27 protein-coding genes and 1 rRNA gene are annotated in these 21,969 nt (G+C 30.2%); 10 read left to right on the forward strand and 18 right to left on the reverse strand.

Annotation, left to right across the window (positions count from 1 at the left end):
* Positions 1 to 100 (forward strand): 5S ribosomal RNA (gene rrf, locus Q0049_RS16015); the annotation flags it as partial.
* Between the two features lie 213 nt (positions 101 to 313).
* On the opposite strand, the gene Q0049_RS16020 is transcribed toward rrf, so the two are convergent.
* Positions 314 to 757, reverse strand: coding sequence for a DUF4268 domain-containing protein (locus tag Q0049_RS16020; protein WP_298122052.1), 444 nt, complete (start codon positions 755 to 757; stop codon positions 314 to 316).
* 66 nt (positions 758 to 823) lie between these two features.
* Here Q0049_RS16020 and Q0049_RS16025 point away from each other — a divergent pair, with 66 nt between their 5' ends.
* Both Q0049_RS16025 and Q0049_RS16030 read left to right on the forward strand, forming a co-directional pair.
* Positions 824 to 1,462, forward strand: a complete 639-nt coding sequence (locus Q0049_RS16025; protein ID WP_298122054.1) for a CoA pyrophosphatase — start codon at positions 824 to 826, stop codon at positions 1,460 to 1,462.
* A gap of 45 nt (positions 1,463 to 1,507) precedes the next feature.
* Positions 1,508 to 2,317: a 1-acyl-sn-glycerol-3-phosphate acyltransferase gene (locus Q0049_RS16030; protein ID WP_298122056.1), complete on the forward strand. Its 810-nt coding sequence runs from the start codon at positions 1,508 to 1,510 to the stop codon at positions 2,315 to 2,317.
* A 32-nt stretch (positions 2,318 to 2,349) separates the two neighbouring features.
* Here the strand turns inward: Q0049_RS16030 and Q0049_RS16035 are convergent, their stop codons facing one another.
* A complete protein-coding gene (locus tag Q0049_RS16035) occupies positions 2,350 to 2,973 on the reverse strand; it encodes a hypothetical protein (protein ID WP_298122061.1) in 624 nt (207 codons plus the stop codon).
* A 4-nt stretch (positions 2,974 to 2,977) separates the two neighbouring features.
* Positions 2,978 to 3,472 (reverse strand): sigma-70 family RNA polymerase sigma factor, encoded by a 495-nt coding sequence (locus tag Q0049_RS16040; protein ID WP_298122063.1) that lies wholly within the window; start codon positions 3,470 to 3,472, stop codon positions 2,978 to 2,980.
* Positions 3,473 to 3,938: 466 nt separating this feature from the next.
* Here Q0049_RS16040 and Q0049_RS16045 point away from each other — a divergent pair, with 466 nt between their 5' ends.
* Positions 3,939 to 5,243 (forward strand): NAD(P)/FAD-dependent oxidoreductase, encoded by a 1,305-nt coding sequence (locus tag Q0049_RS16045; RefSeq protein ID WP_298122066.1) that lies wholly within the window; start codon positions 3,939 to 3,941, stop codon positions 5,241 to 5,243.
* A 106-nt stretch (positions 5,244 to 5,349) separates the two neighbouring features.
* Here the strand turns inward: Q0049_RS16045 and Q0049_RS16050 are convergent, their stop codons facing one another.
* On the reverse strand, positions 5,350 to 6,411 hold the full coding sequence (locus tag Q0049_RS16050; protein WP_298122068.1) for a DUF3810 domain-containing protein: 1,062 nt from the start codon (positions 6,409 to 6,411) through the stop codon (positions 5,350 to 5,352).
* An 84-nt stretch (positions 6,412 to 6,495) separates the two neighbouring features.
* On the opposite strand from Q0049_RS16050, the gene Q0049_RS16055 reads away from it, so the two are divergent.
* The 3 genes from Q0049_RS16055 (at position 6,496) to Q0049_RS16065 (ending at position 8,610) form a co-directional block, all read left to right on the forward strand.
* Positions 6,496 to 6,705, forward strand: coding sequence for a hypothetical protein (locus tag Q0049_RS16055; RefSeq protein WP_298122070.1), 210 nt, complete (start codon positions 6,496 to 6,498; stop codon positions 6,703 to 6,705).
* Positions 6,705 to 6,998, forward strand: coding sequence for a type II toxin-antitoxin system RelE/ParE family toxin (locus Q0049_RS16060; protein ID WP_298122072.1), 294 nt, complete (start codon positions 6,705 to 6,707; stop codon positions 6,996 to 6,998). Before Q0049_RS16055 ends, Q0049_RS16060 begins: the two co-directional genes overlap by 1 nt.
* Positions 6,999 to 7,146: 148 nt before the next feature.
* A complete protein-coding gene (locus Q0049_RS16065) occupies positions 7,147 to 8,610 on the forward strand; it encodes an aminoacyl-histidine dipeptidase (RefSeq protein WP_298122074.1) in 1,464 nt (487 codons plus the stop codon).
* Between the two features lie 56 nt (positions 8,611 to 8,666).
* Here the strand turns inward: Q0049_RS16065 and Q0049_RS16070 are convergent, their stop codons facing one another.
* Entirely contained in the window at positions 8,667 to 9,533 is an 867-nt protein-coding gene (locus Q0049_RS16070) for an AraC family transcriptional regulator (RefSeq protein ID WP_298122077.1), read from the reverse strand.
* Between the two features lie 91 nt (positions 9,534 to 9,624).
* On the opposite strand from Q0049_RS16070, the gene Q0049_RS16075 reads away from it, so the two are divergent.
* Both Q0049_RS16075 and Q0049_RS16080 read left to right on the forward strand, forming a co-directional pair.
* Positions 9,625 to 9,987, forward strand: a complete 363-nt coding sequence (locus Q0049_RS16075) for a DUF983 domain-containing protein (RefSeq protein ID WP_298122079.1) — start codon at positions 9,625 to 9,627, stop codon at positions 9,985 to 9,987.
* Positions 9,988 to 10,077: 90 nt separating this feature from the next.
* Positions 10,078 to 12,345 carry a tetratricopeptide repeat protein gene (locus Q0049_RS16080; RefSeq protein ID WP_298122082.1) on the forward strand — a complete coding sequence of 756 codons (2,268 nt, stop codon included), beginning with the start codon at positions 10,078 to 10,080 and terminating at the stop codon, positions 12,343 to 12,345.
* 68 nt (positions 12,346 to 12,413) lie between these two features.
* On the opposite strand, the gene Q0049_RS16085 is transcribed toward Q0049_RS16080, so the two are convergent.
* The 6 genes from Q0049_RS16085 to Q0049_RS16110 form a co-directional block, all read right to left on the reverse strand.
* Entirely contained in the window at positions 12,414 to 12,704 is a 291-nt protein-coding gene (locus tag Q0049_RS16085) for a hypothetical protein (RefSeq protein WP_298122085.1), read from the reverse strand.
* A 38-nt stretch (positions 12,705 to 12,742) separates the two neighbouring features.
* Positions 12,743 to 13,438, reverse strand: coding sequence for a nuclease-related domain-containing protein (locus tag Q0049_RS16090; RefSeq protein ID WP_298122088.1), 696 nt, complete (start codon positions 13,436 to 13,438; stop codon positions 12,743 to 12,745).
* 122 nt (positions 13,439 to 13,560) lie between these two features.
* On the reverse strand, positions 13,561 to 14,109 hold the full coding sequence (locus Q0049_RS16095; protein WP_298122089.1) for a PepSY-associated TM helix domain-containing protein: 549 nt from the start codon (positions 14,107 to 14,109) through the stop codon (positions 13,561 to 13,563).
* A 4-nt stretch (positions 14,110 to 14,113) separates the two neighbouring features.
* Complete coding sequence (locus Q0049_RS16100; RefSeq protein WP_298122091.1) at positions 14,114 to 16,321, reverse strand: TonB-dependent siderophore receptor; 2,208 nt, start codon at positions 16,319 to 16,321, stop codon at positions 14,114 to 14,116.
* Positions 16,322 to 16,515: 194 nt separating this feature from the next.
* Complete coding sequence (locus Q0049_RS16105; protein WP_298122094.1) at positions 16,516 to 17,019, reverse strand: DUF6265 family protein; 504 nt, start codon at positions 17,017 to 17,019, stop codon at positions 16,516 to 16,518.
* 8 nt (positions 17,020 to 17,027) lie between these two features.
* Complete coding sequence (locus tag Q0049_RS16110) at positions 17,028 to 17,537, reverse strand: DUF6265 family protein (RefSeq protein WP_298122097.1); 510 nt, start codon at positions 17,535 to 17,537, stop codon at positions 17,028 to 17,030.
* A 101-nt stretch (positions 17,538 to 17,638) separates the two neighbouring features.
* On the opposite strand from Q0049_RS16110, the gene prfA reads away from it, so the two are divergent.
* Positions 17,639 to 18,712: a peptide chain release factor 1 gene (gene prfA, locus Q0049_RS16115; RefSeq protein WP_298122100.1), complete on the forward strand. Its 1,074-nt coding sequence runs from the start codon at positions 17,639 to 17,641 to the stop codon at positions 18,710 to 18,712.
* A gap of 83 nt (positions 18,713 to 18,795) precedes the next feature.
* On the opposite strand, the gene Q0049_RS16120 is transcribed toward prfA, so the two are convergent.
* Genes Q0049_RS16120 through Q0049_RS16150 form a run of 7 tightly spaced genes read right to left on the reverse strand, consistent with a single transcriptional unit; the run spans position 18,796 to position 21,907 of the window.
* A complete protein-coding gene (locus tag Q0049_RS16120) occupies positions 18,796 to 19,458 on the reverse strand; it encodes a DUF6565 domain-containing protein (RefSeq protein WP_298122103.1) in 663 nt (220 codons plus the stop codon).
* 12 nt (positions 19,459 to 19,470) lie between these two features.
* Positions 19,471 to 20,007, reverse strand: coding sequence for a hypothetical protein (locus Q0049_RS16125; protein ID WP_298122106.1), 537 nt, complete (start codon positions 20,005 to 20,007; stop codon positions 19,471 to 19,473).
* Between the two features lie 17 nt (positions 20,008 to 20,024).
* Positions 20,025 to 20,348 (reverse strand): hypothetical protein, encoded by a 324-nt coding sequence (locus Q0049_RS16130; RefSeq protein WP_298122109.1) that lies wholly within the window; start codon positions 20,346 to 20,348, stop codon positions 20,025 to 20,027.
* Positions 20,317 to 20,733: a hypothetical protein gene (locus tag Q0049_RS16135; protein WP_298122111.1), complete on the reverse strand. Its 417-nt coding sequence runs from the start codon at positions 20,731 to 20,733 to the stop codon at positions 20,317 to 20,319. Before Q0049_RS16135 ends, Q0049_RS16130 begins: the two co-directional genes overlap by 32 nt.
* 10 nt (positions 20,734 to 20,743) lie before the next feature.
* Positions 20,744 to 21,040 (reverse strand): YtxH domain-containing protein, encoded by a 297-nt coding sequence (locus Q0049_RS16140; protein WP_298122113.1) that lies wholly within the window; start codon positions 21,038 to 21,040, stop codon positions 20,744 to 20,746.
* An 18-nt stretch (positions 21,041 to 21,058) separates the two neighbouring features.
* Positions 21,059 to 21,211 carry a lmo0937 family membrane protein gene (locus Q0049_RS16145; protein WP_169523226.1) on the reverse strand — a complete coding sequence of 51 codons (153 nt, stop codon included), beginning with the start codon at positions 21,209 to 21,211 and terminating at the stop codon, positions 21,059 to 21,061.
* A 39-nt stretch (positions 21,212 to 21,250) separates the two neighbouring features.
* A complete protein-coding gene (locus Q0049_RS16150) occupies positions 21,251 to 21,907 on the reverse strand; it encodes a porin family protein (protein ID WP_298122117.1) in 657 nt (218 codons plus the stop codon).
* Positions 21,908 to 21,969 lie beyond the last annotated feature (62 nt).

Here is a 21,969-nt window from a genome sequence, read left to right on the forward strand (position 1 = left end):
ATTGCGTCGGGGCTCACCTCTTCCCATTCCGAACAGAGAAGTTAAGCCCGATTGCGCAGATGGTACTGCATAACTGTGGGAGAGTATGTCGCCGCCTTCTTTTTTAAAAACCCTATCCACATGGATAGGGTTTTTTGTTTAAATTATCTTTTGTAAAGTAAAAGAATGAATATAATTTAAGTAAGAAAAAAACTTAAAGTTTATATTATACTAAACGTGTGTGAGTGATAGTATCGGAATCCTTTTCTTTTTTTTTAAAGAAAAGATAATATCAGATAGAACGGCCATTGAGGCACGCATAATAACAAATAGACTAAGTATTTGTTTCTAAATCTTTTATATAATCTTCATATTCAAAAAAGAATGTTTCGAATTGGGTCATTGTTTCACTAAAAAAATCGAATATTTCATTCCAAGTATTTTTATTGTTTAAGCTAACATTTAGTTTTTCAATCCATATTCTACTTATTATCTTACCATTTTCTAAATAATAGTTTCGTTCAAGGATCGCATCGGGCAAATATTCTTCTAATAAAATGGTTTTAAGAGATTCAATTTTTTCAAAATAAATTTTTCTTTTTTCTTCTTCTTTTGGTTCAATATCTAATATAACTTGAGTTTTTTTGTTATCTACATAGAATTTGAATGTTACATCTTTTATCTTTGTATCGTATAAAAGCCATTTTCTTGGATATGCTTCTGCAAATTGTACCCAAAATTCTTTCTTAATTTTTAAACTTTCTTCTTTACTGTACATGTAGGATTAAATTTTGGGTTTGTTATATTTTTTTGGTAAATTTATAAATAATTAGAAGTATTAGCTATGGATTTTGATTTGTTTTTTAAGGCTATTCCAAATGTTGTAAGTTTAGATTTACCTTCAACTATTTCACATATTAAAATGGCACCTTCTGAAAGAGTTAAATTGATTGAGGAAAATGGTTATGATATTAACTCAGTAAGGAAAGCTGCTGTAATGATGTTGTTTTATCCTAAAAATGATATTACTCATTTACTGCTAATAATAAGAAATTCTTATCCAGGCGTTCATTCATCGCAAATAGCATTTCCAGGTGGAAAAGTGGAAGATATTGATTTTGATTTAAAACAAACAGCTTTACGAGAAACTCATGAAGAAATAGGAGTTCATCCTAATGATATTCATGTTATTAGAGATTTTTCATCTATATACATTCCACCAAGTAATTTTTTGGTGTATCCTTTTTTAGGAGTATCTCAAACAGAATTAACGTTTTCACTTCAAGAAGAAGAAGTTGCTGGTATTATTGAATTACCATTATCAACGCTTTTAGACGATTCAATTATTAATATTAAAAATTTGGAAACCTCCTACTCTAAATTAATTGAAGTTCCAGTTTTTCAAATTCAAGAGCATACCGTTTGGGGTGCAACTGCAATGATGTTGAGTGAGTTAAAAGATGTATTGAAAATGGTTTTATAAATTTTAATTTTTGTATGTTTGTCTTTCAATTTTCTACTGAATATTATGGGATTATTTAAACGAAATCCTTTTGGACATATACTTTTTGTCAAGAAATGGCTTATCCGAATTTTCGGTCTGATAACACATAGACGTTATCGAGGTTTTAATGAATTACAAATAGATGGTTCTGAAATTATTAGAAGTTTACCAGACAAAAATGTACTTTTTATATCTAATCACCAAACCTATTTTGCGGATGTAGTAGCTATGTTTCACGTTTTTAATGCAAGCCTTTCGGGCAGAGAAGATAACATCAAAAATGTGGGTTATTTGTGGCAACCAAAGATGAATGTGTATTACGTTGCAGCCAGCGAAACAATGAAAGCGGGATTACTTCCTAGAATTTTAGCTTATGTTGGAGCAATCACAGTCGAAAGAACTTGGAGAGCAGGAGGAAAAGATGTTACCGAAAAAAGAGAAGTAAACCCAAACGATACCGAAAATATCAAGATCGCTCTTGCCGATGGTTGGGTTATTACCTTTCCACAAGGAACTACAAAATCTTTTAAACCCGTAAGAAAAGGAACCGCTCACATCATCAAACAACACAAACCAATTGTTGTACCTATAGTTATTGACGGTTTTCGTCGTTCTTTTGATAAAAAAGGATTACGACTTAAAAAGAAAAATATCCTTCAATCATTTACAATAAAAGAGCCACTCGAAATTGACTATGAAAATGAAACTATCGAGCAAATAGTTGAAAAAGTTGAATACGCTATAGAGCAACATCCTTCATTTTTAAAGGTTATTCCTGCCGAAGAAATTGAAGAACAAGAAAAACTAAATCGCCTACGTCAGTGGGAGTATTAATAAAAAAGTCTCGCTATTAACGAGACTTTTTTTTATAAATCAAATTTCTTTAATTCATTGTAGTTTCTAAATAACTTACGAAGCAAAATTCCATAAATCAATCTGTAGAACAGCCAGAATAAACCAACGAAGATTATAATACAAATAGTACAAAATACAATCATAAAAATCATCGCATTTCCTTTTGAAGTTAATTCATGTAATTTTGGGTCTACTGTAAAAACAAGAATAAAACCAATAATCATACTCACTACCATCATTCCAAGATTATACCAAACATAATATTGAACTGTTTTTCTTGTTTTCAGGATATCCTTCATCAATTGTTTCGTTGATGTTATGGTAGAAATAGCTCTATAATTTTTATAAAACATATAGATAAACACTGCTACAACAGCATAATTAAAAATTGTCAAATATTTAAAATACTCAATTAAATATTCACTATGTGTTTTAATAAAATACTCATCAGAGTTATACATTAAACTAATTCCTGTCCAAAGTAATACTTCTAAAATGCTAATAATCAATATCCACTTCACAATCGAAGACGACTTCTTATGCAACATTTTATAAATATCCACTTCAGATACCTGCTCAAAAGAATTTTCGTTCTTTTTCCAGTCTTTTTTTAATAAATCCAACTCTTCCATCATAACCTTACGGATTTAATATTTTTTTCAATTTTCCCTTGATTCTATTCATTTTAACTCTAGCATTAACCTCACTAATACCCAATGTTTCGGCAATTTCTGTATAATCTTTATCTTCTAAATACATAAAAACCAAAGCCTTTTCAATATCATTCAACTGATGTACCGCTTGATACATCAACTTAATTTGTTCTTCTTCTTCGCTATTATATTCGTCTTGACTAATAAAAAAACTATGCTTTTCATACTCCACAGTAGAAACACTTCGCGTACTCTTTCGGTACAAAGTAATGGCAGTATTTAAAGCAACTCGGTAAGCCCATGTCGAGAATTTGGCATCACCACGAAACTTCGGAAATGCCTTCCATAATTGAATCGTAATCTCCTGAAATAAATCCTTATGCGAATCACTATCAGACGTATACAACCTACAAATCTTGTGGATTATATTCTGATTTTCACGCAATTGCTGCACAAACGTTTGTTCCAAATTCTCGCTCATATATACGTTAGTAAACCTTTACCAGATTTTGTTACAAGATACGTAAATCAATTTCAATTTCAAAAGTCAAGTTTTAATTTCTAAATACTTTCAATCGCAATAAAAACTAATTGTCAATTTTAAAATGTGGCTTATTTTAGATTTCTTTTGAGATTGATTTTTATAGTTGCATTTTGAAATTGTTTTTTGAAGGAGCGAATCACTTGCGCATTTCTACAAACCCTTTTCCTGCTTTCCATTCCAAGTTTTTCTTATGTTGCCTGAGGTCACTCGAAGGCAACATAAGAAAAAGCTTTCCATTGCAATCAGGGCTAAACAGTAATCGTCTTACATGAAATCAGATTTTCAAAGAACTATTTTCAAAATATAAAAATTCGTGTAATTTTCAATCAAAAATAATTCGTGTAAATTAGTGAAATTCGTGTAAAAAGCGTCAAATTTGTATTCAAGAAAAAAGCATTCTACAATGAACATTCCACATTCAGATAAAAAAAGAGTAGTCATCATTGGTGGCGGATTTGCAGGTTTATCTATAGCTAAAAAGCTTAGAAATAAAAACCTACAAGTGGTATTACTCGACAAACATAATTACCACACCTTCCAACCACTTCTATATCAAGTAGCCACAGGCGGATTAGAAGCTGGTTCAATTGCCTATCCAATTCGAAAAGTAATTCAAGAATATAAAGATTTCTATTTTAGACTAACTTCTGTAAAAGAAATCGACACCCAAAATCAAAAAGTAATTTCAGAAATTGGCGATTTAAACTACGATTATTTAGTAATTGCAACCGGTTCTAAAACCAATTATTTTGGAAATAAAGAAATCGAACGCAATTCCATGTCAATGAAAACCATTCCGCAATCATTGAACATCCGTAGTTTGATTCTTGAAAATTTTGAGCAAGCGGTTCTTACAACAAACGAAGCCGATAAAAACGCTCTAATAAATTTCGTTTTAGTAGGCGCAGGACCAACAGGAGTTGAGCTTGCAGGCGCACTAGCCGAAATGAAAAGAGCCATTCTCCAAAAAGATTATCCTGATTTAGATATTTCTAAAATGGAAATCAACCTTATTCAAAGTGGCGATCGAGTTTTAAACACCATGTCTGAAAAATCTTCTGAAGCAGCTGAAAAATTCTTGGTTGATTTAGGTGTAATTGTGCACAAAAATGTTCGAGTAACCAATTACGACGGAAGAACCATCACAACCAACTCCGATTTAACTTTTGAAACGGCAACCGTTATCTGGACTGCAGGAGTTCAAGGTGCTGCGATTCATGGATTGAATTCAAAATCTCTTGTAGAACGTGTAGAACGAATTCGTGTGAACCAATTCAATCAAGTAGTTGGTTACGATAATATTTTTGCCATTGGTGACATTGCTTCTATGGAAAGCGAAAAATATCCGCAAGGTCATCCAATGATGGCACAACCAGCTTTACAACAAGGTGCTTTATTGGGAGAAAATTTGGTAAAATTACTAGCAAACAAACCTATGAAACCCTTCGAATACAACGATAAAGGTTCCATGGCAACTATAGGTAGAAATCTGGCTGTTGTAGATTTACCAAAATACCATTTCAACGGACTTTTCGCTTGGTTTGTTTGGATGTTTGTACACCTTTTTTCACTAATCGGATTCAAAAATAAAGCGGTAGTTTTCTTAAATTGGGTTTACAACTACATTCGTTTTGACCGTGAAGGAAGACTAATAGTAAGACCTTTTAAAAAGAGAAGTTTTGTTACTTTTACTAGCGATGAAGTTTAAATTATATTCCTGCAAGGTTTCCAAAACCTTGTGGGTTTTTATTTTTCACAATTATTTTTAGAATCAGTGTAAATCTGTAAAATCCGTTAAATCTGTGGCTAAATAATTAAAGAGTTTCAGTTTTATAATAGTTAATCAACAAATCCACATATTTACTATAACTTTCCAAGCCATCTTTTTGCTGATTCATTTTTAAAAATTGATCGTAAAAAGCATGAAATCCTTTGTCAATTATGGTGTCATAACTTTTCCAAAATGCTTCACTTTCTTTATAGTTTTCTATAATTCCAGGATTAATTTTGTTCTTATAATAGTCAAATTTAGATTCGTTTTTTATGCCAATGTTATTCAAGCAATAACGTAACGCATATTGATAAGCCGAATATTGAAAATACAAATCGTCGTTTTTTACACTTGCTAAAAATCCTATAAAGTTGCATTCACTTTCACTAGCAAAACCCATTTGATGTGCCATTTCGTGATTAATCGTCATCGGAAAACCAACCATCGGAATTCTATCATTCACTTGAGCTTCATTTGTAAACGGATTTAAATAACCACCAAAACCCATATAAGTCAACAGCAAACTAAACAACGATTTTTTTCTACTCGGAATTTCATATTTGAAAAAAGCATATTGATTTCCCAAATTAGCATAGCCATTTTGAGTCATCATAAAAATCGAATCTTGCGAATACGGAATACTAACTTTCAGATTTTTATCATTCGTAATTTTAAAATGAACTTCATTGGTTTTAGCAATTAATTTCTCAGTAAAACGAAACAAATCTTCATCAGAATATTCACGTTGAATACGCATCTTTTCAAATAACGGAACGCGATAATAATTGAAACCCCAAAGAAAATGAAACAGAAAATAGGCAACCGACAAGACATTAATAACTTTCAATAAATTAGTTTTCCATTGCAATCGCCATGATTTTCTCGTTTTCCAAAGTTGAATCAGTAAGTAAATAATCAATATTCCATAAATAATATCTCCAACAGAAAAAGGAATTTTGCCTAAAAGAGTTCTTGATAATTTAGAAATATATACATACAAACCATTACTGTAAATGTGTTCAACAGCTTCAGGAAAAAAGGCAATGATCTTCAGAAATAAAATCTGAAATAGTAAAAATATTGAAAGTAGATATTTGCTTTTCAAACTATTAAATTTGCCATAAAAATACTTATAAATAAAGAACTCCTAATTCTTTTTTTGTAAATTTGTGAATCAATTTTAATATTTATGACACAAATCACTTTAAATATTCCTGATAACGAGTTGGGTTTCTTTTTGAAACTAATAGAAAAATTTAATTATGAACCTTTAATTAATGACTTTTCTGTTAATCAAGAAATGAAAGATTTGTTAGACGAAAGAAGAAACTCTTCTGAAAAAGAGGATTATCTTGCTTGGGAAGAAGTCAAAAGTCAAATTAGATTTAAATCTAAATAATGAATTATAAAATTGTTATTGAACCGAGAGCATTAAGTGATATTCAAGATGCTGTCGATTACTATGATTATAAGCAAATTGGTTTAGGAGTATATTTTTACACTACTTTAGAGGAACATATCGATGTTTTAAAAATAAATCCTTTGTTTCAAGTTCGATATAAAGATTATCATGGTTATCCAATAAAAAAGTTTCCTTTTATAATTTTCTATTTTGTCGATGAGGAAATCAAGACTGTTTATATAATATCAGTTTTTAATACTTTTTTAAACCCAAATAAATATCCAAAATAACAAGCTAAAATACAACGATCAAAGTAATTAAACTTTGTAACTTTGTGTTTTTAAAAATAAATAATGCAATCCGTAATTTCGTGAAATTTCCGCATTAAATTAATTCGTGAAAATTCGTGCAATTCGTGTCTAAACAAACTAAAATATAATGAGTCAAGAAATTAGAAACCTTGAACCAAAAGCACTTTGGAACAAGTTTGCCGATTTAAACGCTGTGCCACGTCCATCAAAAAAAGAAGAGCGTGTTATTGAGTTTATGAAAAACTTCGGAACCAGTTTAGGATTAGAAACTTTTGAAGATGAAATCCGTAATGTAATCATCCGTAAACCAGCGACTCCAGGAATGGAAAACCGCAAAACCATTGTTCTACAAGGACATTTGGATATGGTACACCAAAAAAATAACGATACTAATTTCGATTTCTTAACGCAAGGAATTGATATGTTCGTTGATGGTGACTGGGTAAAAGCAAAAGGAACAACACTTGGTGCTGATAACGGACTTGGAGTTGCCGCAATTATGGCAATTTTAGAAAGTAAAGACATTCCGCATCCTGCTATTGACGCACTTTTTACTATCGATGAAGAAACAGGAATGACTGGAGCTTTAAACTTAAAAGGTGGCATTTTAAAAGGAGAAATTCTTTTAAATCTTGATACAGAAGAAGACGACGAAATTGATATTGGTTGCGCTGGTGGCGTTGATGTTACCGCAACTAGAAAATATAATGAAGAAGAAACCCCAGAAGGTTCTGTAGGTTACACAATCACTGTAAAAGGTTTGAATGGCGGACATTCAGGAATGGATATTCACAAAGGTTTAGGAAATGCAAATAAAATCATGAACCGACTTTTATTTGATGGTTTTGAGAATTTCGGACTTCAAATTAGTGAAATTTCTGGAGGAAGTTTGCGTAATGCTATTCCAAGAGAAAGTGTTGCTAAAGTGATTGTTGCGGCTATGTATGACGAAGCTTTTGTGTTTGATATGCAAGAAGTTATTGGTGATATTAAAGCCGAATTCAAAACAATGGAACCTAATTTGACTATCGAAATTGTAAAGTCAGATTTGCCTTCAAAAGTGATGGATTTAGGAGTTCAAGAAGGTTTACTTCGTGGAATTTACGCTGCTCACAATGGCGTTTACCGAATGAGTCCAGATATGGAAGATTTGGTAGAAACTTCTAATAATATTGCAAGAGTTATCGTAAAAGATGGCGAAATTTCGATTCAAAATTTAACACGTTCTTCAGTTGAAAGCTCTAAATTTGATTTAGCAAATGCCTTGCGTTCGGCATACGAATTGTTTGGTTGCGAAGTAGAATTTGGCGGAAGCTATCCTGGTTGGACACCAAATGTAAATTCAGAAATATTAGATGTTCTAACTTCTATTTACGAAAAACAAAACGGAGATAAACCAAAAGTTGTAGCTTGCCACGCAGGTTTAGAATGCGGAATTCTCGGAACTAATTATCCAGGAATGGACATGATTTCTTTTGGTCCAACGATTCACGGAGCGCATTCTCCAGATGAAAGAGCAAGTATTTCGTCTTCACAAAAGTTTTGGAAATTCTTGTTGGAGATTTTAGCGAATATTCCAGAGAAAAAGTAATTAGTGAATAGTAATTAGTAAATAGCAAACCTCGTTTAGAAATAGGCGAGGTTTTTTTATAAACTCAAATTCCTTCTAAATTCACTCGGAGAATATTCAGTTTCTTTTTTGAAAAGTTTGGCAAAATAGGAGTAGTTGTCATAATTTAATTCGTCTGCAATTTGACTTATAGATTTATTTTGATTGATTAAAAGTCGTTTAGCTTCAAGAATTACACGTTCGGTAATTAGTTCGGTTGCTGTTTTATTCAAAATTGTTTTGCAAATTCTATTCAAATGTTTCAAAGTAATACTCATTTTAGAAGCATAAAACGATGGCGATTTTTCAGATTTAAAATGCAGATCAATTAATTTTCCAAACTGATTAATTTTATGATTGTAAATGGGCGTTTTGTGATTGTCCTCAGGTAAATATTTTCTAGAAATTTCAATATTGATGATGTCTAATAAATTTAGAATAGCTTCTTTTTGTTTGGATTTATTCGATTCACTTTCCTTTTTCATCAAGTTAAAATAAATCTCTATATCCTGAAGTTCTTTCTCGTTGTAAAACAATTCTGGACTTGATTTCACCGATTGAAAAAAAGAATAATCTTCAATTTTCTTATTTCCAAAATGTAAATTATAGGTTTCTTGCGAATAAAAAACAATGTATCCATCAATATCATCAGATAATTTCCAGTTGTGAATTTGTCCAGGTTGTAATAAAAACAAACTTCCTCGTTTTATATCATATCGATCAAAATCTATTTCATGAATTCCAGTTCCATGAGTAAATAATACCATTAAATAAAAATTATGACGGTGCGGTTTCTCTATGAAACTGTGATTTATTAAATGATTTTTAAAAGTGTTTACATACAATTCACTATTTACAATATTGTAATTAAAATTAGAAATACCATATATTGGAAGTTTATCCATTTTATAAAATGTCTTTTTTGTAGTAGTAATAGCGAATTTACAAAATGTTTTTCAAACAAATATCACTTAGCTTTGTAGAAAATTTCAAAACATGTTATCTACTATATCGCATATCTTCAAAAATCAATGTCCAAATTGTTATAAAGGAAAAGTTTTTGCCGATAAAAGCTTCTTTTTTAGTGTAGGATTTCCAAAAATGAATACGCATTGCAGTCATTGTAATTATAAATTCGAAAAAGAACCTGGTTATTTTTTTGGAGCTATGTTCGTTAATTATGCCATTACTGTTGGACAAGCTTTGATCACTTTTTTTATCTGCTCATTATTTTTCGATAAAATTTTCGATTTCAGAATTCTGCTTATCATTGGATTTGTAATTTTTGCACTTAGTTTTTTTAACATCAGGTTATCACGAATGATTTGGATTTATGCTTTTAAAAATTATTCTAATTAATGACATAGTGAAACTCGCTTAGATTGTGTCTTTACTTTCTTTTTCAGATAGTTGTTTTACTTTATTATATTTGTTAAAATTTAAAGTAAAATGAAGAAAGAATCCAGTAAAGAAGAAGTTTTGAAAAATGATAAATTGTCGTTTTTTCAAAAATACAAATGGGCTTTTATTCCCATGTTTTTTGCAATAGCGCTTTATTTCAATACCTTAAATCATGGTTTTGTTTTAGATGATAATATAATTTTTCAAAGCAAATCAATTACTTCAGGATTCAAGGAACTTCCAACTTTATTAACTGAAAAAACACTTCCTGAAGCTGAAAATATAAAACCATATCGACCTGTTACAAGTTTAAGTTTTGCTTTTGATTATCAGTTTTTTAAAAATGATAATGATCAAAAAATGGCTTCTAACTTACATAAAATGAATGTTTTGTATTATGGACTTGCGTTATTTTTTACATTTATTTTAGTACTTAAATTATTTAAAAATAAAATAACCGCTCTTGCAATTTCACTTCTTTTTGCAGCACATCCAATTCATACTGAAGTTATTGCAAACATAAAATCAAGAGATGAAATTTTAGCCTATCTTTTTGGAACTATAATGTTGATATTGTACATAAAATTCAAAGAGTTACACCTTAAAAAGTATTTGTATTACAGTTTAGCTTTCTACTTTCTTGCAATTTTATCTAAAGAAAGCGCTATTTTGTTATTAGCTATTTTACCAGCAATTGATTACTTTCTAAATTCTGAAAAAGGATTTAAAATGGCTTATTTTTCTAACTTAAAATGGTTTATTTTTCCTGCCATTTTATATTTAGTGCTACAACGAATTATTATTGGAATCAATTTAATGCCTAAAATGTCGGAAATCGATAATATGTTGGTTGGAATTCCAAATTTCTCTGAAAATCTTGCTACTAGAATTTACATAGTAGGATTGTATTTGTATAAAATGCTTGTGCCTCATCCACTTTTTTATGATTATTCATTAAATTATATCAGTAAAAAGACTTTTGCTTCTTTTGAAGTTTGGATCAGTTTAGTAGCAATAACTTCATTAGTTTATTTAATTTTTAAGGGAATTATACAAAAAAATAAAACTGCTTTTGGGTTGTTTTTTATGTTCATCACTTTTGCACTTACGTGTAACTTGTTCATAGCTATTGGAGCTACTTTTGCCGAACGTTTTGCTTTTACACCAAGTTTAGGTTTTGTGATAGCTTTAGTGTTTTTGTTGTATGCATTGATTGATAAATTTAAAATGAAACAAGTTTATCTGTTGTTATTTATTGTTCCAATTTTATCGTTATACAGTTTTAAAACCATTGCTAGAAACGCAAATTGGAAAGACAACGAAACGTTATTTACACATGATTATTTGCAATCTTCAAAAAGTTTAAAAATTCAAAATAATTACGGTGTCATTTTATATTACAAAGCAAAAGCCTCTACTGATTCCATCGAAAGAAAGAAATTGTTTTTAAAATCTATTGAAGTTTTAGATAAAGTTACCAATACTTATGATACTTACATTGAAGCTTACATTCAAAAAGGAGTTTCCTATTTAGAAATTAAAAATTGTGAAAAAGCCTTAATCAATTTTGAAAAAGCTAAAAGTATTGCAGTTTATAATCCTGTGGTTGAAGCCAATTTAGGAATTGGTTACATCAATTGTGGTAAACCTCAAGAAGCTGTAACTATTTTTTCAAAATTATTAAATTACGATAAGTCAAAAGAAAGTTATTACTTGAAGCACATTGGTGTTGCTCATTTTAATATTAAAAATTTAGATTCGGCGGAATATTATTTTAGTCGTTTAAAGAATGATTATCCGAATGATGCTGAAGTTGATGGTTATATTAAACTCGTTTCTGATTATAAAAATGGAGCTAATTCGAGTCCAACGCAATCAACTGCAACAACTCAAAATGTCGATGCAACTCAAAATGCACAGTTTGATGCAGCTTATAAATTATTCATGAATGGTGATAAAAATGGAGCCGAAAAAGCATTGCTAGAATTCATAAAATCCAATCCAAGTCACGCCATGGCTCAAGCAGTTTTAGGTTTGATTGCCGATGAACAACAGAATTTTCCAAAAGCAATACGTTATTACAAAAAATCAATTGCAATAAATCCGAACGACTACAGAATTCATTACAACTTAGGAAATTCGTATTTAAAAAATAAAAATGACGCTGAAGCCATCAAGCAATTTGAAAAATGTATTGCAATTGAACCAAAGTATATCAATTCCTATAAGTCATTAGAATTGTATTACAAGAGTGTGAACAACGCTCAAAAGCAAAATTATTACGCTCAAAAAATTAAAGAATTAGAAGGAAAATAGATTTTTTCAAATGCAAAAGCCACAAAAGGTTTTTTATAATCTTTTGTGGCTTTTTTGTTTTTATTTTTTTAATTCCCAGCGATTGAACTACCAAAAATGCCAACAGCAAGTTCAGCCCAAAGCAAGAAAAGTAGAAGTAAAATAATTCCAGAAATAAGTATTCGATGTAGGGTACTTTTTACTTTTCGTAATATCAATTCAATTACCAAACTCGTTCCAAAAAGCAAAATCCCAGCCATCACAAAATCCATAACCGACCAATTGACTTCATTGGTGAATTGCATCGCTATTAATGGAATTAGTAATAGTAGTAATACAATGGAAAGTAGGATGAGAAAGGTTTTTGGTTTTGGTAACATATTAATATTTCTTGAAATGTCAGTATTAGCAAGTTTAATTAATAAAATCTATTTCTTGTCTTTAGGTTTTGTATATTTTCAATGTGTTTTTCAATTAGTAAAGTGTTTTCACCATTTCTAACTGCTTGTTTGAGTAAATTAGCAATATCCCATTTATTATTATACTTTGCGGGTTGATTATTTTGTAATATTTCATTAAATATATCCATAACATTGGAAGGTTTTGTTATGAATGTGTTAGTAGGTAATTCAATAATATTTTTAAATTGGCAATCGCCGAAAAAAACTATCACTGAAAAAAAAGGTATACCGTCAAAATGATAAAATTTTTTCAAATCTTCAACGTGTTTTTTATTCTGAAATATTGGGTTATAGAATTTATACTTTCGTTTGCCAAATGCTAATGTTTGCGTCCAATTTTTTTGATTTTCAGTTCCAAAAATCCAACCACTATATTCTTTTATTTCAAAAACCACAATTCCAACTTTCGTAGCAACTACTAAATCTATTTGGCTATATTTTTCATTCCCATTGTTCAAATATAAGTCGTGGAAAATCGCTGTTGATTTAATTCCTGATTTTAGAATTTTTAAAACCATTCTTCGTTCAGATTTTGTTCCTCTGTTTTGATTAGTAACTGTTTTTAATAATTCTCTATCTTTAAATTCGAAGTAGACAAAAATACAAACTACTGAAAGCAGAATAAAAACAAGAATTATGAAGTATAAATTCATCTTATCAAGGTTTGGATTCGGTCGAAGTATTGAAAGCTAGCTACAGACTTGTATATTGTAATAATAAATATATACAAATATACCAAAAAAAAAGCTCCAATCTAAATTGGAGCTCTTCAACCTTAAACAAAAATCAATATCAGTAACGGTACTATTAATCCGGCTAATGCTAGTTTCCAGCCACGTTTTTTGAACGTAAATTTTCCTGCGGGAATCATGATGGCACCAGTTAGTGCAATAGTTATTAATGATAATCCAAAAATATCGCTATAATAAATCCACCAATTAGAAGTGCTTTTATGTAATTTCATGGTTTGGCTAATGATAGGTGTTTTCATGAATGTTACAATTTCACCTTTGCCCGTTTTTAAATCAATTTCAACATCATTTTTTTCAAATGATATTTTCAATTCGTCCTCTTTTACTTTATGACGTCTAATTTTATCATCAATACCTAATTTTTTACCCAATTCTTCAGCATATTTTTCGGTGATATCAGTATCTTTTGGAATCGTTACCGAAATAGCTTTTGTTTGAACCGTATATTTTTCAGGATGCCAATGTTCTCTGTGGTTCATCAATATTCCTGAAAAGGCAAAGGAAATAATCAATCCTATGTAAAAATAGCCTAAATCGCGGTGTAAGTTTCTTGCTTTTAATGGTGAAATCATGGTTTTAAAATTTGTATCGTAATGATGTTAGTATTTGTCGTGGCGCAATTGGATTAACGCTATAATTTTCGTGAACAACGTAATTCAATTCGTTTGTAATATTTGATAATTTGCACAATAATGATAATTTTTTCCAAGTATAACCTACAGATAAATCTACAGTTGTATAATCTGAAAGCGGAATTTCTCTGTCATTAATAGTTGTTTCAAACGTAGTAGGATCAACCACAACTTGATTGTTCCAACCTCCAACACGTTTTCCAATATAGTTTCCAATAGCTCCAAAAGAAACACCTTTTAATTTACTAGATTGTAACGTATAGAAAAAACTCAAATTAGCTGTATTTGCAGGTGTTCTTACCAATCTATCTCCAACAATGAAACTTCCATTTGTTCCAGATGTTTTGGTGTATCTCATGTCGTTATAACTGTAACCAGCGATAATGTTTAAACCTTCAATTGGTCTAGCCGTGATGTCAACTTCAATTCCTTTACTTTTAGTTTCTCCACTTAAAACTTTTATTTGTGTATCAGTATTTACAGAACCATCAGCTTTAAACTCGGCAGTTTGTGCTAAATTATCATTGGTTATTTGGTATAAAGCTACGTTGGTGCTAAGCAAACCATTCCAAAATTCATTTTTAATTCCTACTTCATATTGTGCAATAATCGATGGATCTAAAACATCGCCAGAAACGGTTGTTCCTGTATTTGGTGTAAACGAATCAGAGTAACTTGCAAATAATGAAGTGTTTTTTGTAGGTTGAAAAACTAAACCAATTTTTGGAGAGAAAGCGATATCTTTTTGTTTTACACCATCAGTTGTGGTATTTGGCGTTACAGCTAAATTTTTAGTTACTGGTTGTGATTCTTGCCAAGACCAACGTAATCCTGCCAAAACTTTAAACTTATCAGTAATTGAAATTAAATCTTGTGCATAAACTCCAAATCTATTGGTTGTTGTTTCTACAATTCTTGTGTTTTCTGAAGGTGGAATTAAAGCTTCATTTTGACCATTAAAATCATCTGGGTTATAAATATTAACAGTGTCATAAGTTGTAGGACTGAAAGTGTAAGTAAAAGCTTTTGCAAAAGCGTTTTCAAAATCTGCACCTGTAAAAACTTGGTGTTTTATTTTTCCTGTAAAGAAAATTCCTTGTAAACTCAATTGTTGTGATGCAATGGCTTCTTCATTTCTGTATTTTCCAAGTGGACGATTCCAATCGCCATTTGCTGCAGGTTGAATACGTTCAGTGCCTTCCCAACTTCTGTTGTAATCTTGGTAAGAAGCATTAAAACTCAATTTCCAATTTGAATTAAACTCATGTTTCAATAACGCTGAAACAGTTGCTTGTTTGGTTAGTCCATTTGACCAATGTGCGCCCATGAATAAGTCACGAGGTAAATCAATAATTTTTTTACCAATTATTGCAGTTCCAAAATCAGGAGTCCAATCATCGTGCAAATAATCACCTTGTAAAAGTAAATTTGTTTTTTTACTAATTTCAAACAAAACCGATGGATTAAAGTAATAACGTTCTCTTTTTACAACATCTCTAAAACTTTCTGAATTTTCATAAGTTCCGTTAAAACGATAGGCAATTGTTTTACTCAATGGTCCATAAAAATCAACAGCTGGTTTGTAAAAATTATAACTTCCTGCTTGCATAGATATTTCGCCACCTTTTGTAAATGAAGGTGCTTTTGTAACCATATTTAAAATTCCTCCAGGAGCAACATTTCCAAACAATAAAGCCGAACCACCTTTTAATAGTTCTACTTTTTCTAAAGAAGAAACTTCAGGAAATGAACCACTACTTGCTCTAAATCCATTTTTAAAAATATTATTGGCAGACATATCATAACCTCTTGAGAAAAATGACTCTTGTGCGCCACCACGAGCAGAACTAACATAAACACCATTAGCGTTTTTGATTACATCACTCAATCGGATGGATTGTTGTTGTTCAATAATTGTATTTCCAATAACTTGAAAATTTTGAGGTAAATCCATCGGTTTAATTCCGGAACGAATGATGGAAGGATTCTTTTGTTGGATATTAGTAACAATTACTTCTTTAATAATCTTACGATTTTTATTTTTTACGGTATCATTTTCAGCATAAAGATCATCGTAATTAATTGTTTCTTGTGAGAAACTTAGCGCAGTTACTAGGAATGCAATGGACGAAAGGATTTTATATTTACACATTTATTTAGAATAATTAAAAATAATATTGTTTTAACGGTGCAAATATAAATACGTAAAATCATTCTACAAAGTTTATTTAGATTAAATATAAATAATTAACATTTGTTCAAATTTAAATTGTTGATTTACTTAAAAATAGGAATAAAAAAAACTTGCTGTTAGGCAAGTTTTTAATTTTGGTTTTGATAGAAATATTACTTAATTCTCTTCATTAGATAACTTTCTGTGCTGGATTTACCATTAAGTTTTCCAGTAATTTTTGCAGTTAAAATGTTGTTTTTCGCCAACTTATATTCAATTTTTTGAGGAAAATTATGCTTCGGATTTTCAAAAACTAACAAACTATCTTCATCTTTCGTCATTTGGAAAGGAATAGGTGAGTCGTTATTTTCTCCTTTTATGGTTGTTGTATAAATTAAATGTTCGCCATTTTGCATCAATTCAACTTGCTCGTTATGAACAGTATCTTTTTTGTTTTGGATATAATAAGATAAACCAATGAATGTACTATCGTCTAGTCGTTCCCATATTTCTTTAAGTGTTCCTAAACTATCTGTTTTTTCCCATTCTCCAATCATCCAATTGGCTTTTTCGAGTTCTTCATAATCTTTAATGATGTTTCCATTGGCGTCATATTTATTGCACGAAACCAATAGGATTAGAAGTATTGCGATAATTGAGAAATGTATTTTTTTCATCTTTACTATTATTTAGTTTTTTTCATTGGAAACGTTTCGCTCATTTCCTTTCCGTCTTTTTTTCCATAAATAGTCGCAACTAAACTGTCATTTGTAATTTTTGTGTAAACAATTTTTGTTGGAAAATCATGCTTTGGATTCTCAAAGGTTACTTCTTTGTCATTTGATTTAGTCATGTAAAATGAAACCGGTTTTTCTTTATTTTGGTCTTTGACAGACACTTTGTAAAATAAGGAATCTTTCGATTGAAACAAATCTATTTTTTCATAAAAAACGGTGTCTTTTTCAACAATAACAAAACTTTCTCCAATGTATGAACTGTCATTATTTTTATTCCAAATTTCTTTAAAAGTAGCTTCTTTTGTGCTATTTTCCCAGTTTCCCAAAAACCAATTTACTTTATTTAATTGGGTAAATTCTTTTTTTGTTTGATTCCCAAAAACTTCTTCTTGTGAATTTTTTTTAAAAGATGTGAAAGCAATTGCTACAATAAGCGTGGTTAAGAGTGTTTTTCTCATCTTAAATTATAATTTATACAATATTATGAAAAAACTCCCAACCGAACACTGCTAACTGAACACTTTTTTTACTACTTTTGCACTCCAAAATACAGATTACAATGTTAGAAAGACTTCAATATGTAAAACAGCGTTTCGATGAAATTTCAGATTTGATTATTCAACCTGATGTTATTTCGGATCAAAAACGTTATGTGCAATTAAATCAAGAGTATAAAGGACTTAAAGATTTGATGGAAAAGCGCGAAGAATTGATAAATATTACAGGAAATATAGAAGAAGCCAATGAAATTTTAGCTGATGGTTCGGATGCTGAAATGGTTGAAATGGCTAAAATGCAATTGGACGAAGCTAAAGAACGTCTTCCTCAATTAGAAGAAGAAATCAAGTTCATGTTGATTCCAAAAGATGCTGAAGATGCTAAAAACGTAATGGTTGAAATTCGTGCCGGAACTGGTGGCGATGAAGCTTCTATTTTTGCTGGAGATTTATTTAGAATGTACACTAAATATTGTGAAACTCGCGGTTGGAGAACATCTGTAGTTGATATGAACGAAGGAACTTCTGGTGGTTTTAAAGAAATTATTTTTGAAGTTACAGGTGAAGATGTTTATGGAACTTTAAAGTTTGAAGCTGGAGTTCATCGTGTGCAACGTGTTCCTCAAACCGAAACGCAAGGACGTGTGCATACTTCTGCAGCAACGGTTATGGTTTTACCTGAAGCAGAAGAATTTGATGTTCAAATTGATATGAATGATGTTCGTGTGGACTTTTTCTGTTCTTCTGGACCTGGAGGACAATCGGTAAATACCACAAAATCTGCGGTTCGTTTGACACATATTCCAACAGGATTAGTGGCGCAATGTCAAGATCAAAAATCGCAACATAAGAATAAAGATAAAGCTTTAGAAGTTTTACGTTCTCGTTTATATGAACAAGAATTAGCTAAAAAACAAGCTGAAGATGCTGTAAAACGTACTTCACAAGTAAGTTCTGGTGACCGTTCTGCAAAAATTAGAACCTATAATTATTCTCAAGGTCGTGTAACAGATCATAGAATTGGACTAGACGTTTTTGATATGGATGGCGTTATGAACGGGAAAATTCAAAAGTTTGTTGATGAACTTCAATTGGTTAACAACATGGAGAAATTAAAAGAAAGCGAAGTATTTTAATTTCTAAATTAATAAAATTGAAAAAGCAGCAAGTAAAGTTACTATGCTGCTTTTTCGTTTTAAACAAAATTTACCAACCAAAACTATTTTTTTGCGTTAGCATTCTCTTCTGATTTTGCTCCCATACGATTTACAGTATACATTGGAGCAAACTTTAATTTTAATCCTGCAATTTTCATATTGTCTTTGCCTGATAATCCTTCTTTTTCAACAGTATTTTTTCTAGAATCAAGAGCTTCGTAAAGTAATTTGATTTCATCCCAATCTTCTCTTGAATAGGTATCTTTATTTTTTTGAACGGTAGATACAAATTGTTGATATACAGTTAGAATGTTGTCTTTATTTACCCAGTCAAACTTCATGTCATCATAAATAAACTGACTTCCAAATAATTCTTTTTTTCTTGTCAATTCAATATTTTTTGCCTCTATTTCAGCTTTTTTAGTTAAAACACCTTTCTTGAATGCTTCATACTTAAGTCCAACAGCTTCGATTTTTTTGTCAAAATCATTTTTGTCTTCAAGTTTATTGATTTCATCTTTTAAAGATGCCGTTTTAGAGTTGAAATTTTCTTCAATTTCACTCCATTTTGTAACAACATCATCAGATGTTACTGAAGCTAATGAATCTACATATTTAACATAACTATCAGTTAGTTTTTCTACTTTTTCTTGTTGTTCATTTTTACATGATGTAAATAAAACGATAACAGAAAGTATTGCTAATGAATGAATTAGTTTTTTCATTTTTTCTTATTTTTAAAGTTTAAATCCGTAGGCTAATCTCACAGAAACTAATCCTAAACCTTCTTTAATTGTTCCGTTTTTTTCTACAGGAAAATCATTAAAGTGATCGTATCTTAAAGAAATATCTATTTTGCTTGTAGCATAACCAATTGTTGGACTTAATAATAATGATGTTTCGTTGTAATCATTTGTTACTGCAAATGCTGCTCCAACTTCGCCCATCAAGTACAATTGGTCTTTTAAAACAAATGCTTTAAAACCTGCTTTTGCCGGAATATATCCAAGGTCATTATCTTTTCCAGATACGAACATATTGCTAAAACCTGTTGTGAATGTCAATGAATATCTTTTTGATAAATCATACTGTAATCTTGCGTCTGCACCTAAATTGAAATCGTATGGTTTATTAGTTGGTAAACCTGCGTTAATTCCTATTCCTAAACGGAAACCTTGATCATAATTTTCTTTTTCTTGCGCCATTGAAAAGGTTGAAATTAATAATAACGTCAATGTTCCAAAAAGTGTTTTAATGTTAAATGAATTTTTCATGTATTGAATGTTTGATTTTAGTTTATTTTTTTTGATATAAAATTTGTTACTGCATATTGTAGCGTATAGCCTGCAAGTTTTTTGAAAATATTTGTGGATTCACCAACTAATAATTTTCTTGAAATGTATCCTGAAGCAATACTTGTGACTGAATTAATTAAATTAGTTTTAGTTTCCGGTGTATTGAAATCTTTCAAAGTTCTATTTAAAAGATTTACGGGTTTTACAGTTTCAATTAATGAATCAAATTGATTTTTAACGTCTTGAAATTCTTCTTTTTGTTTTTGTTCAAGAAGAGCAATAGCGTTATTAAGTTTTTGAGTTGGAGTCAGCACTTTCATGGTTTGAATATTTGTTGTTTTCTAAAACTTCATCTAAATCTATTTTATTCAATAGTTTGATGATAATCATATTACTTAAAGGTGTTTTCATTAGCTTTTGTCTATTGTAGTGAACTAGAATGCCAACAATTAGATAAAAAGTGGAAACAATTAGAAACCCTAAATAATAATCATTGAGCAATTTTCCAATGAAAAGACCGACTCCAATATTTACAAAAAGAGTAAACATTGCAAAAATTATAAAAACCACAATACTTGAAGTCAATGTAGAAAGAACGTCTGCCGATTTTTCTACCGCATTTAACTTGATAAGATCAATACTTGTGTTTGTGTATTTTTCTACCTTGTCAAAAAGTAAATCTTTATTTTTTGCAAATGTTTCCATATTTTGTTATTTATAAAATAGACTTATTGATGTCTTTTAAATTATCCAAATTTGCTTTTTCCTCTTTAATTTTTAGTTCAGCTTCAGCAATTAAATCTTCAGCTTCGTCTTTGAAGCCATCAACTGATTTTGAAATTTTTTCAGATAATTTTGAAAGTGAATCTTTAAAGTTTTCTTTTAAATCACTTCCTTTATCTGCAATTTTTTTTCTTGTATCGCTTCCTTTTGCTGGAGCAAATAAAACTCCTAAGGCAGCACCAACTGCAACACCACCAAGGACACCTAATAATACATTGTTATTTTTCATGATTTCTTTTTTTTAAATTTATATTCCTTTTCCTTTAATCAATCTTAAAAGAATTGCTATTACTGCGATTACTAATAAGATGTGTATAATGTTTCCTGCACTGTAAACAAAAAAGCCAAGTGCCCAAAGTATGACAAGAATTACTGCGATTGTATATAGTAGATTTTGCATGATAAAAGTTTTTTAAGTTTATAAAATGATTGTTACTAATTAGAAATTGATTGTTGCATAAACACTCAGTGAACTATTTTTTCCTTCAGGAAACGTATAAGTTTGACCTAAAACAGTTCGTTCTTTACCAATGGTTTGAAGTCCATAGTTGTATCTTGCTCCAATTCCAAAACCATCAAAATCAATTCCTAATCCTGCAGCTAATCCATAATCAAACTTGTTTAAATCTTCGTTATCAATTTCTTCTTCAAAATCAAATGTTCCACCATTAGTCTCATTAGTAATTTTAGCATCAACTAAATAAGCAAAATATGGTCCGAAGTGAATGTTGAAATTATCTGTAATATTTGCCCTAAGCAATAAAGGAGTTTCGATGTAATTCAATCTGAATTTTCCTGTTCCTGTTGCAAATGCATTGTCATAAGTAACTTCTGCACCTTTTGTTGAATAAAGCAATTCGGGTTGTAATGACAAACTAGATGATATTGGTAATTCTAAAAATATACCTGCGTTAAAACCTACTAATGCGTTTTCATCATCAACATCTTCTGTGTACATGTTTGACAAATTTATACCACCTTTAAAACCAAAAGTTGCTCCCGTTTTTGTTGATGATTCACTTTCTTGAGCATTTGTTGAAAATGATGTTCCTAATGCTAAAATTACTACTGTTGCGATTTTCTTTAAATTTTTCATAATTATTTTTTTTTAATTCTTACTTGATTAATAATTGTAACTTCTTTTTCTTTTTTAATATA

This window comes from Flavobacterium sp., from assembly GCF_027484205.1.
GTDB lineage: Bacteria > Bacteroidota > Bacteroidia > Flavobacteriales > Flavobacteriaceae > Flavobacterium.

What these genes read in the sequence shown, in the direction of transcription:
- Q0049_RS16020 (WP_298122052.1), bottom strand. Translation starts at nt 757, where the DNA reads ATGTACAGTAAAGAAGAAAGTTTAAAAATTAAGAAAGAATTTTGGGTA.
- Q0049_RS16025 (WP_298122054.1), top strand. Translation starts at nt 824, where the DNA reads ATGGATTTTGATTTGTTTTTTAAGGCTATTCCAAATGTTGTAAGTTTA.
- Q0049_RS16030 (WP_298122056.1), top strand. Translation starts at nt 1,508, where the DNA reads ATGGGATTATTTAAACGAAATCCTTTTGGACATATACTTTTTGTCAAG.
- Q0049_RS16035 (WP_298122061.1), bottom strand. Translation starts at nt 2,973, where the DNA reads ATGATGGAAGAGTTGGATTTATTAAAAAAAGACTGGAAAAAGAACGAA.
- Q0049_RS16040 (WP_298122063.1), bottom strand. Translation starts at nt 3,472, where the DNA reads ATGAGCGAGAATTTGGAACAAACGTTTGTGCAGCAATTGCGTGAAAAT.
- Q0049_RS16045 (WP_298122066.1), top strand. Translation starts at nt 3,939, where the DNA reads ATGAACATTCCACATTCAGATAAAAAAAGAGTAGTCATCATTGGTGGC.
- Q0049_RS16055 (WP_298122070.1), top strand. Translation starts at nt 6,496, where the DNA reads ATGACACAAATCACTTTAAATATTCCTGATAACGAGTTGGGTTTCTTT.
- Q0049_RS16060 (WP_298122072.1), top strand. Translation starts at nt 6,705, where the DNA reads ATGAATTATAAAATTGTTATTGAACCGAGAGCATTAAGTGATATTCAA.
- Q0049_RS16065 (WP_298122074.1), top strand. Translation starts at nt 7,147, where the DNA reads ATGAGTCAAGAAATTAGAAACCTTGAACCAAAAGCACTTTGGAACAAG.
- Q0049_RS16070 (WP_298122077.1), bottom strand. Translation starts at nt 9,533, where the DNA reads ATGGATAAACTTCCAATATATGGTATTTCTAATTTTAATTACAATATT.
- Q0049_RS16075 (WP_298122079.1), top strand. Translation starts at nt 9,625, where the DNA reads ATGTTATCTACTATATCGCATATCTTCAAAAATCAATGTCCAAATTGT.
- Q0049_RS16080 (WP_298122082.1), top strand. Translation starts at nt 10,078, where the DNA reads ATGAAGAAAGAATCCAGTAAAGAAGAAGTTTTGAAAAATGATAAATTG.
- Q0049_RS16085 (WP_298122085.1), bottom strand. Translation starts at nt 12,704, where the DNA reads ATGTTACCAAAACCAAAAACCTTTCTCATCCTACTTTCCATTGTATTA.
- Q0049_RS16090 (WP_298122088.1), bottom strand. Translation starts at nt 13,438, where the DNA reads ATGAATTTATACTTCATAATTCTTGTTTTTATTCTGCTTTCAGTAGTT.
- Q0049_RS16095 (WP_298122089.1), bottom strand. Translation starts at nt 14,109, where the DNA reads ATGATTTCACCATTAAAAGCAAGAAACTTACACCGCGATTTAGGCTAT.
- Q0049_RS16100 (WP_298122091.1), bottom strand. Translation starts at nt 16,321, where the DNA reads ATGTGTAAATATAAAATCCTTTCGTCCATTGCATTCCTAGTAACTGCG.
- Q0049_RS16105 (WP_298122094.1), bottom strand. Translation starts at nt 17,019, where the DNA reads ATGAAAAAAATACATTTCTCAATTATCGCAATACTTCTAATCCTATTG.
- Q0049_RS16110 (WP_298122097.1), bottom strand. Translation starts at nt 17,537, where the DNA reads ATGAGAAAAACACTCTTAACCACGCTTATTGTAGCAATTGCTTTCACA.
- prfA (WP_298122100.1), top strand. Translation starts at nt 17,639, where the DNA reads ATGTTAGAAAGACTTCAATATGTAAAACAGCGTTTCGATGAAATTTCA.
- Q0049_RS16120 (WP_298122103.1), bottom strand. Translation starts at nt 19,458, where the DNA reads ATGAAAAAACTAATTCATTCATTAGCAATACTTTCTGTTATCGTTTTA.
- Q0049_RS16125 (WP_298122106.1), bottom strand. Translation starts at nt 20,007, where the DNA reads ATGAAAAATTCATTTAACATTAAAACACTTTTTGGAACATTGACGTTA.
- Q0049_RS16130 (WP_298122109.1), bottom strand. Translation starts at nt 20,348, where the DNA reads ATGAAAGTGCTGACTCCAACTCAAAAACTTAATAACGCTATTGCTCTT.
- Q0049_RS16135 (WP_298122111.1), bottom strand. Translation starts at nt 20,733, where the DNA reads ATGGAAACATTTGCAAAAAATAAAGATTTACTTTTTGACAAGGTAGAA.
- Q0049_RS16140 (WP_298122113.1), bottom strand. Translation starts at nt 21,040, where the DNA reads ATGAAAAATAACAATGTATTATTAGGTGTCCTTGGTGGTGTTGCAGTT.
- Q0049_RS16145 (WP_169523226.1), bottom strand. Translation starts at nt 21,211, where the DNA reads ATGCAAAATCTACTATATACAATCGCAGTAATTCTTGTCATACTTTGG.
- Q0049_RS16150 (WP_298122117.1), bottom strand. Translation starts at nt 21,907, where the DNA reads ATGAAAAATTTAAAGAAAATCGCAACAGTAGTAATTTTAGCATTAGGA.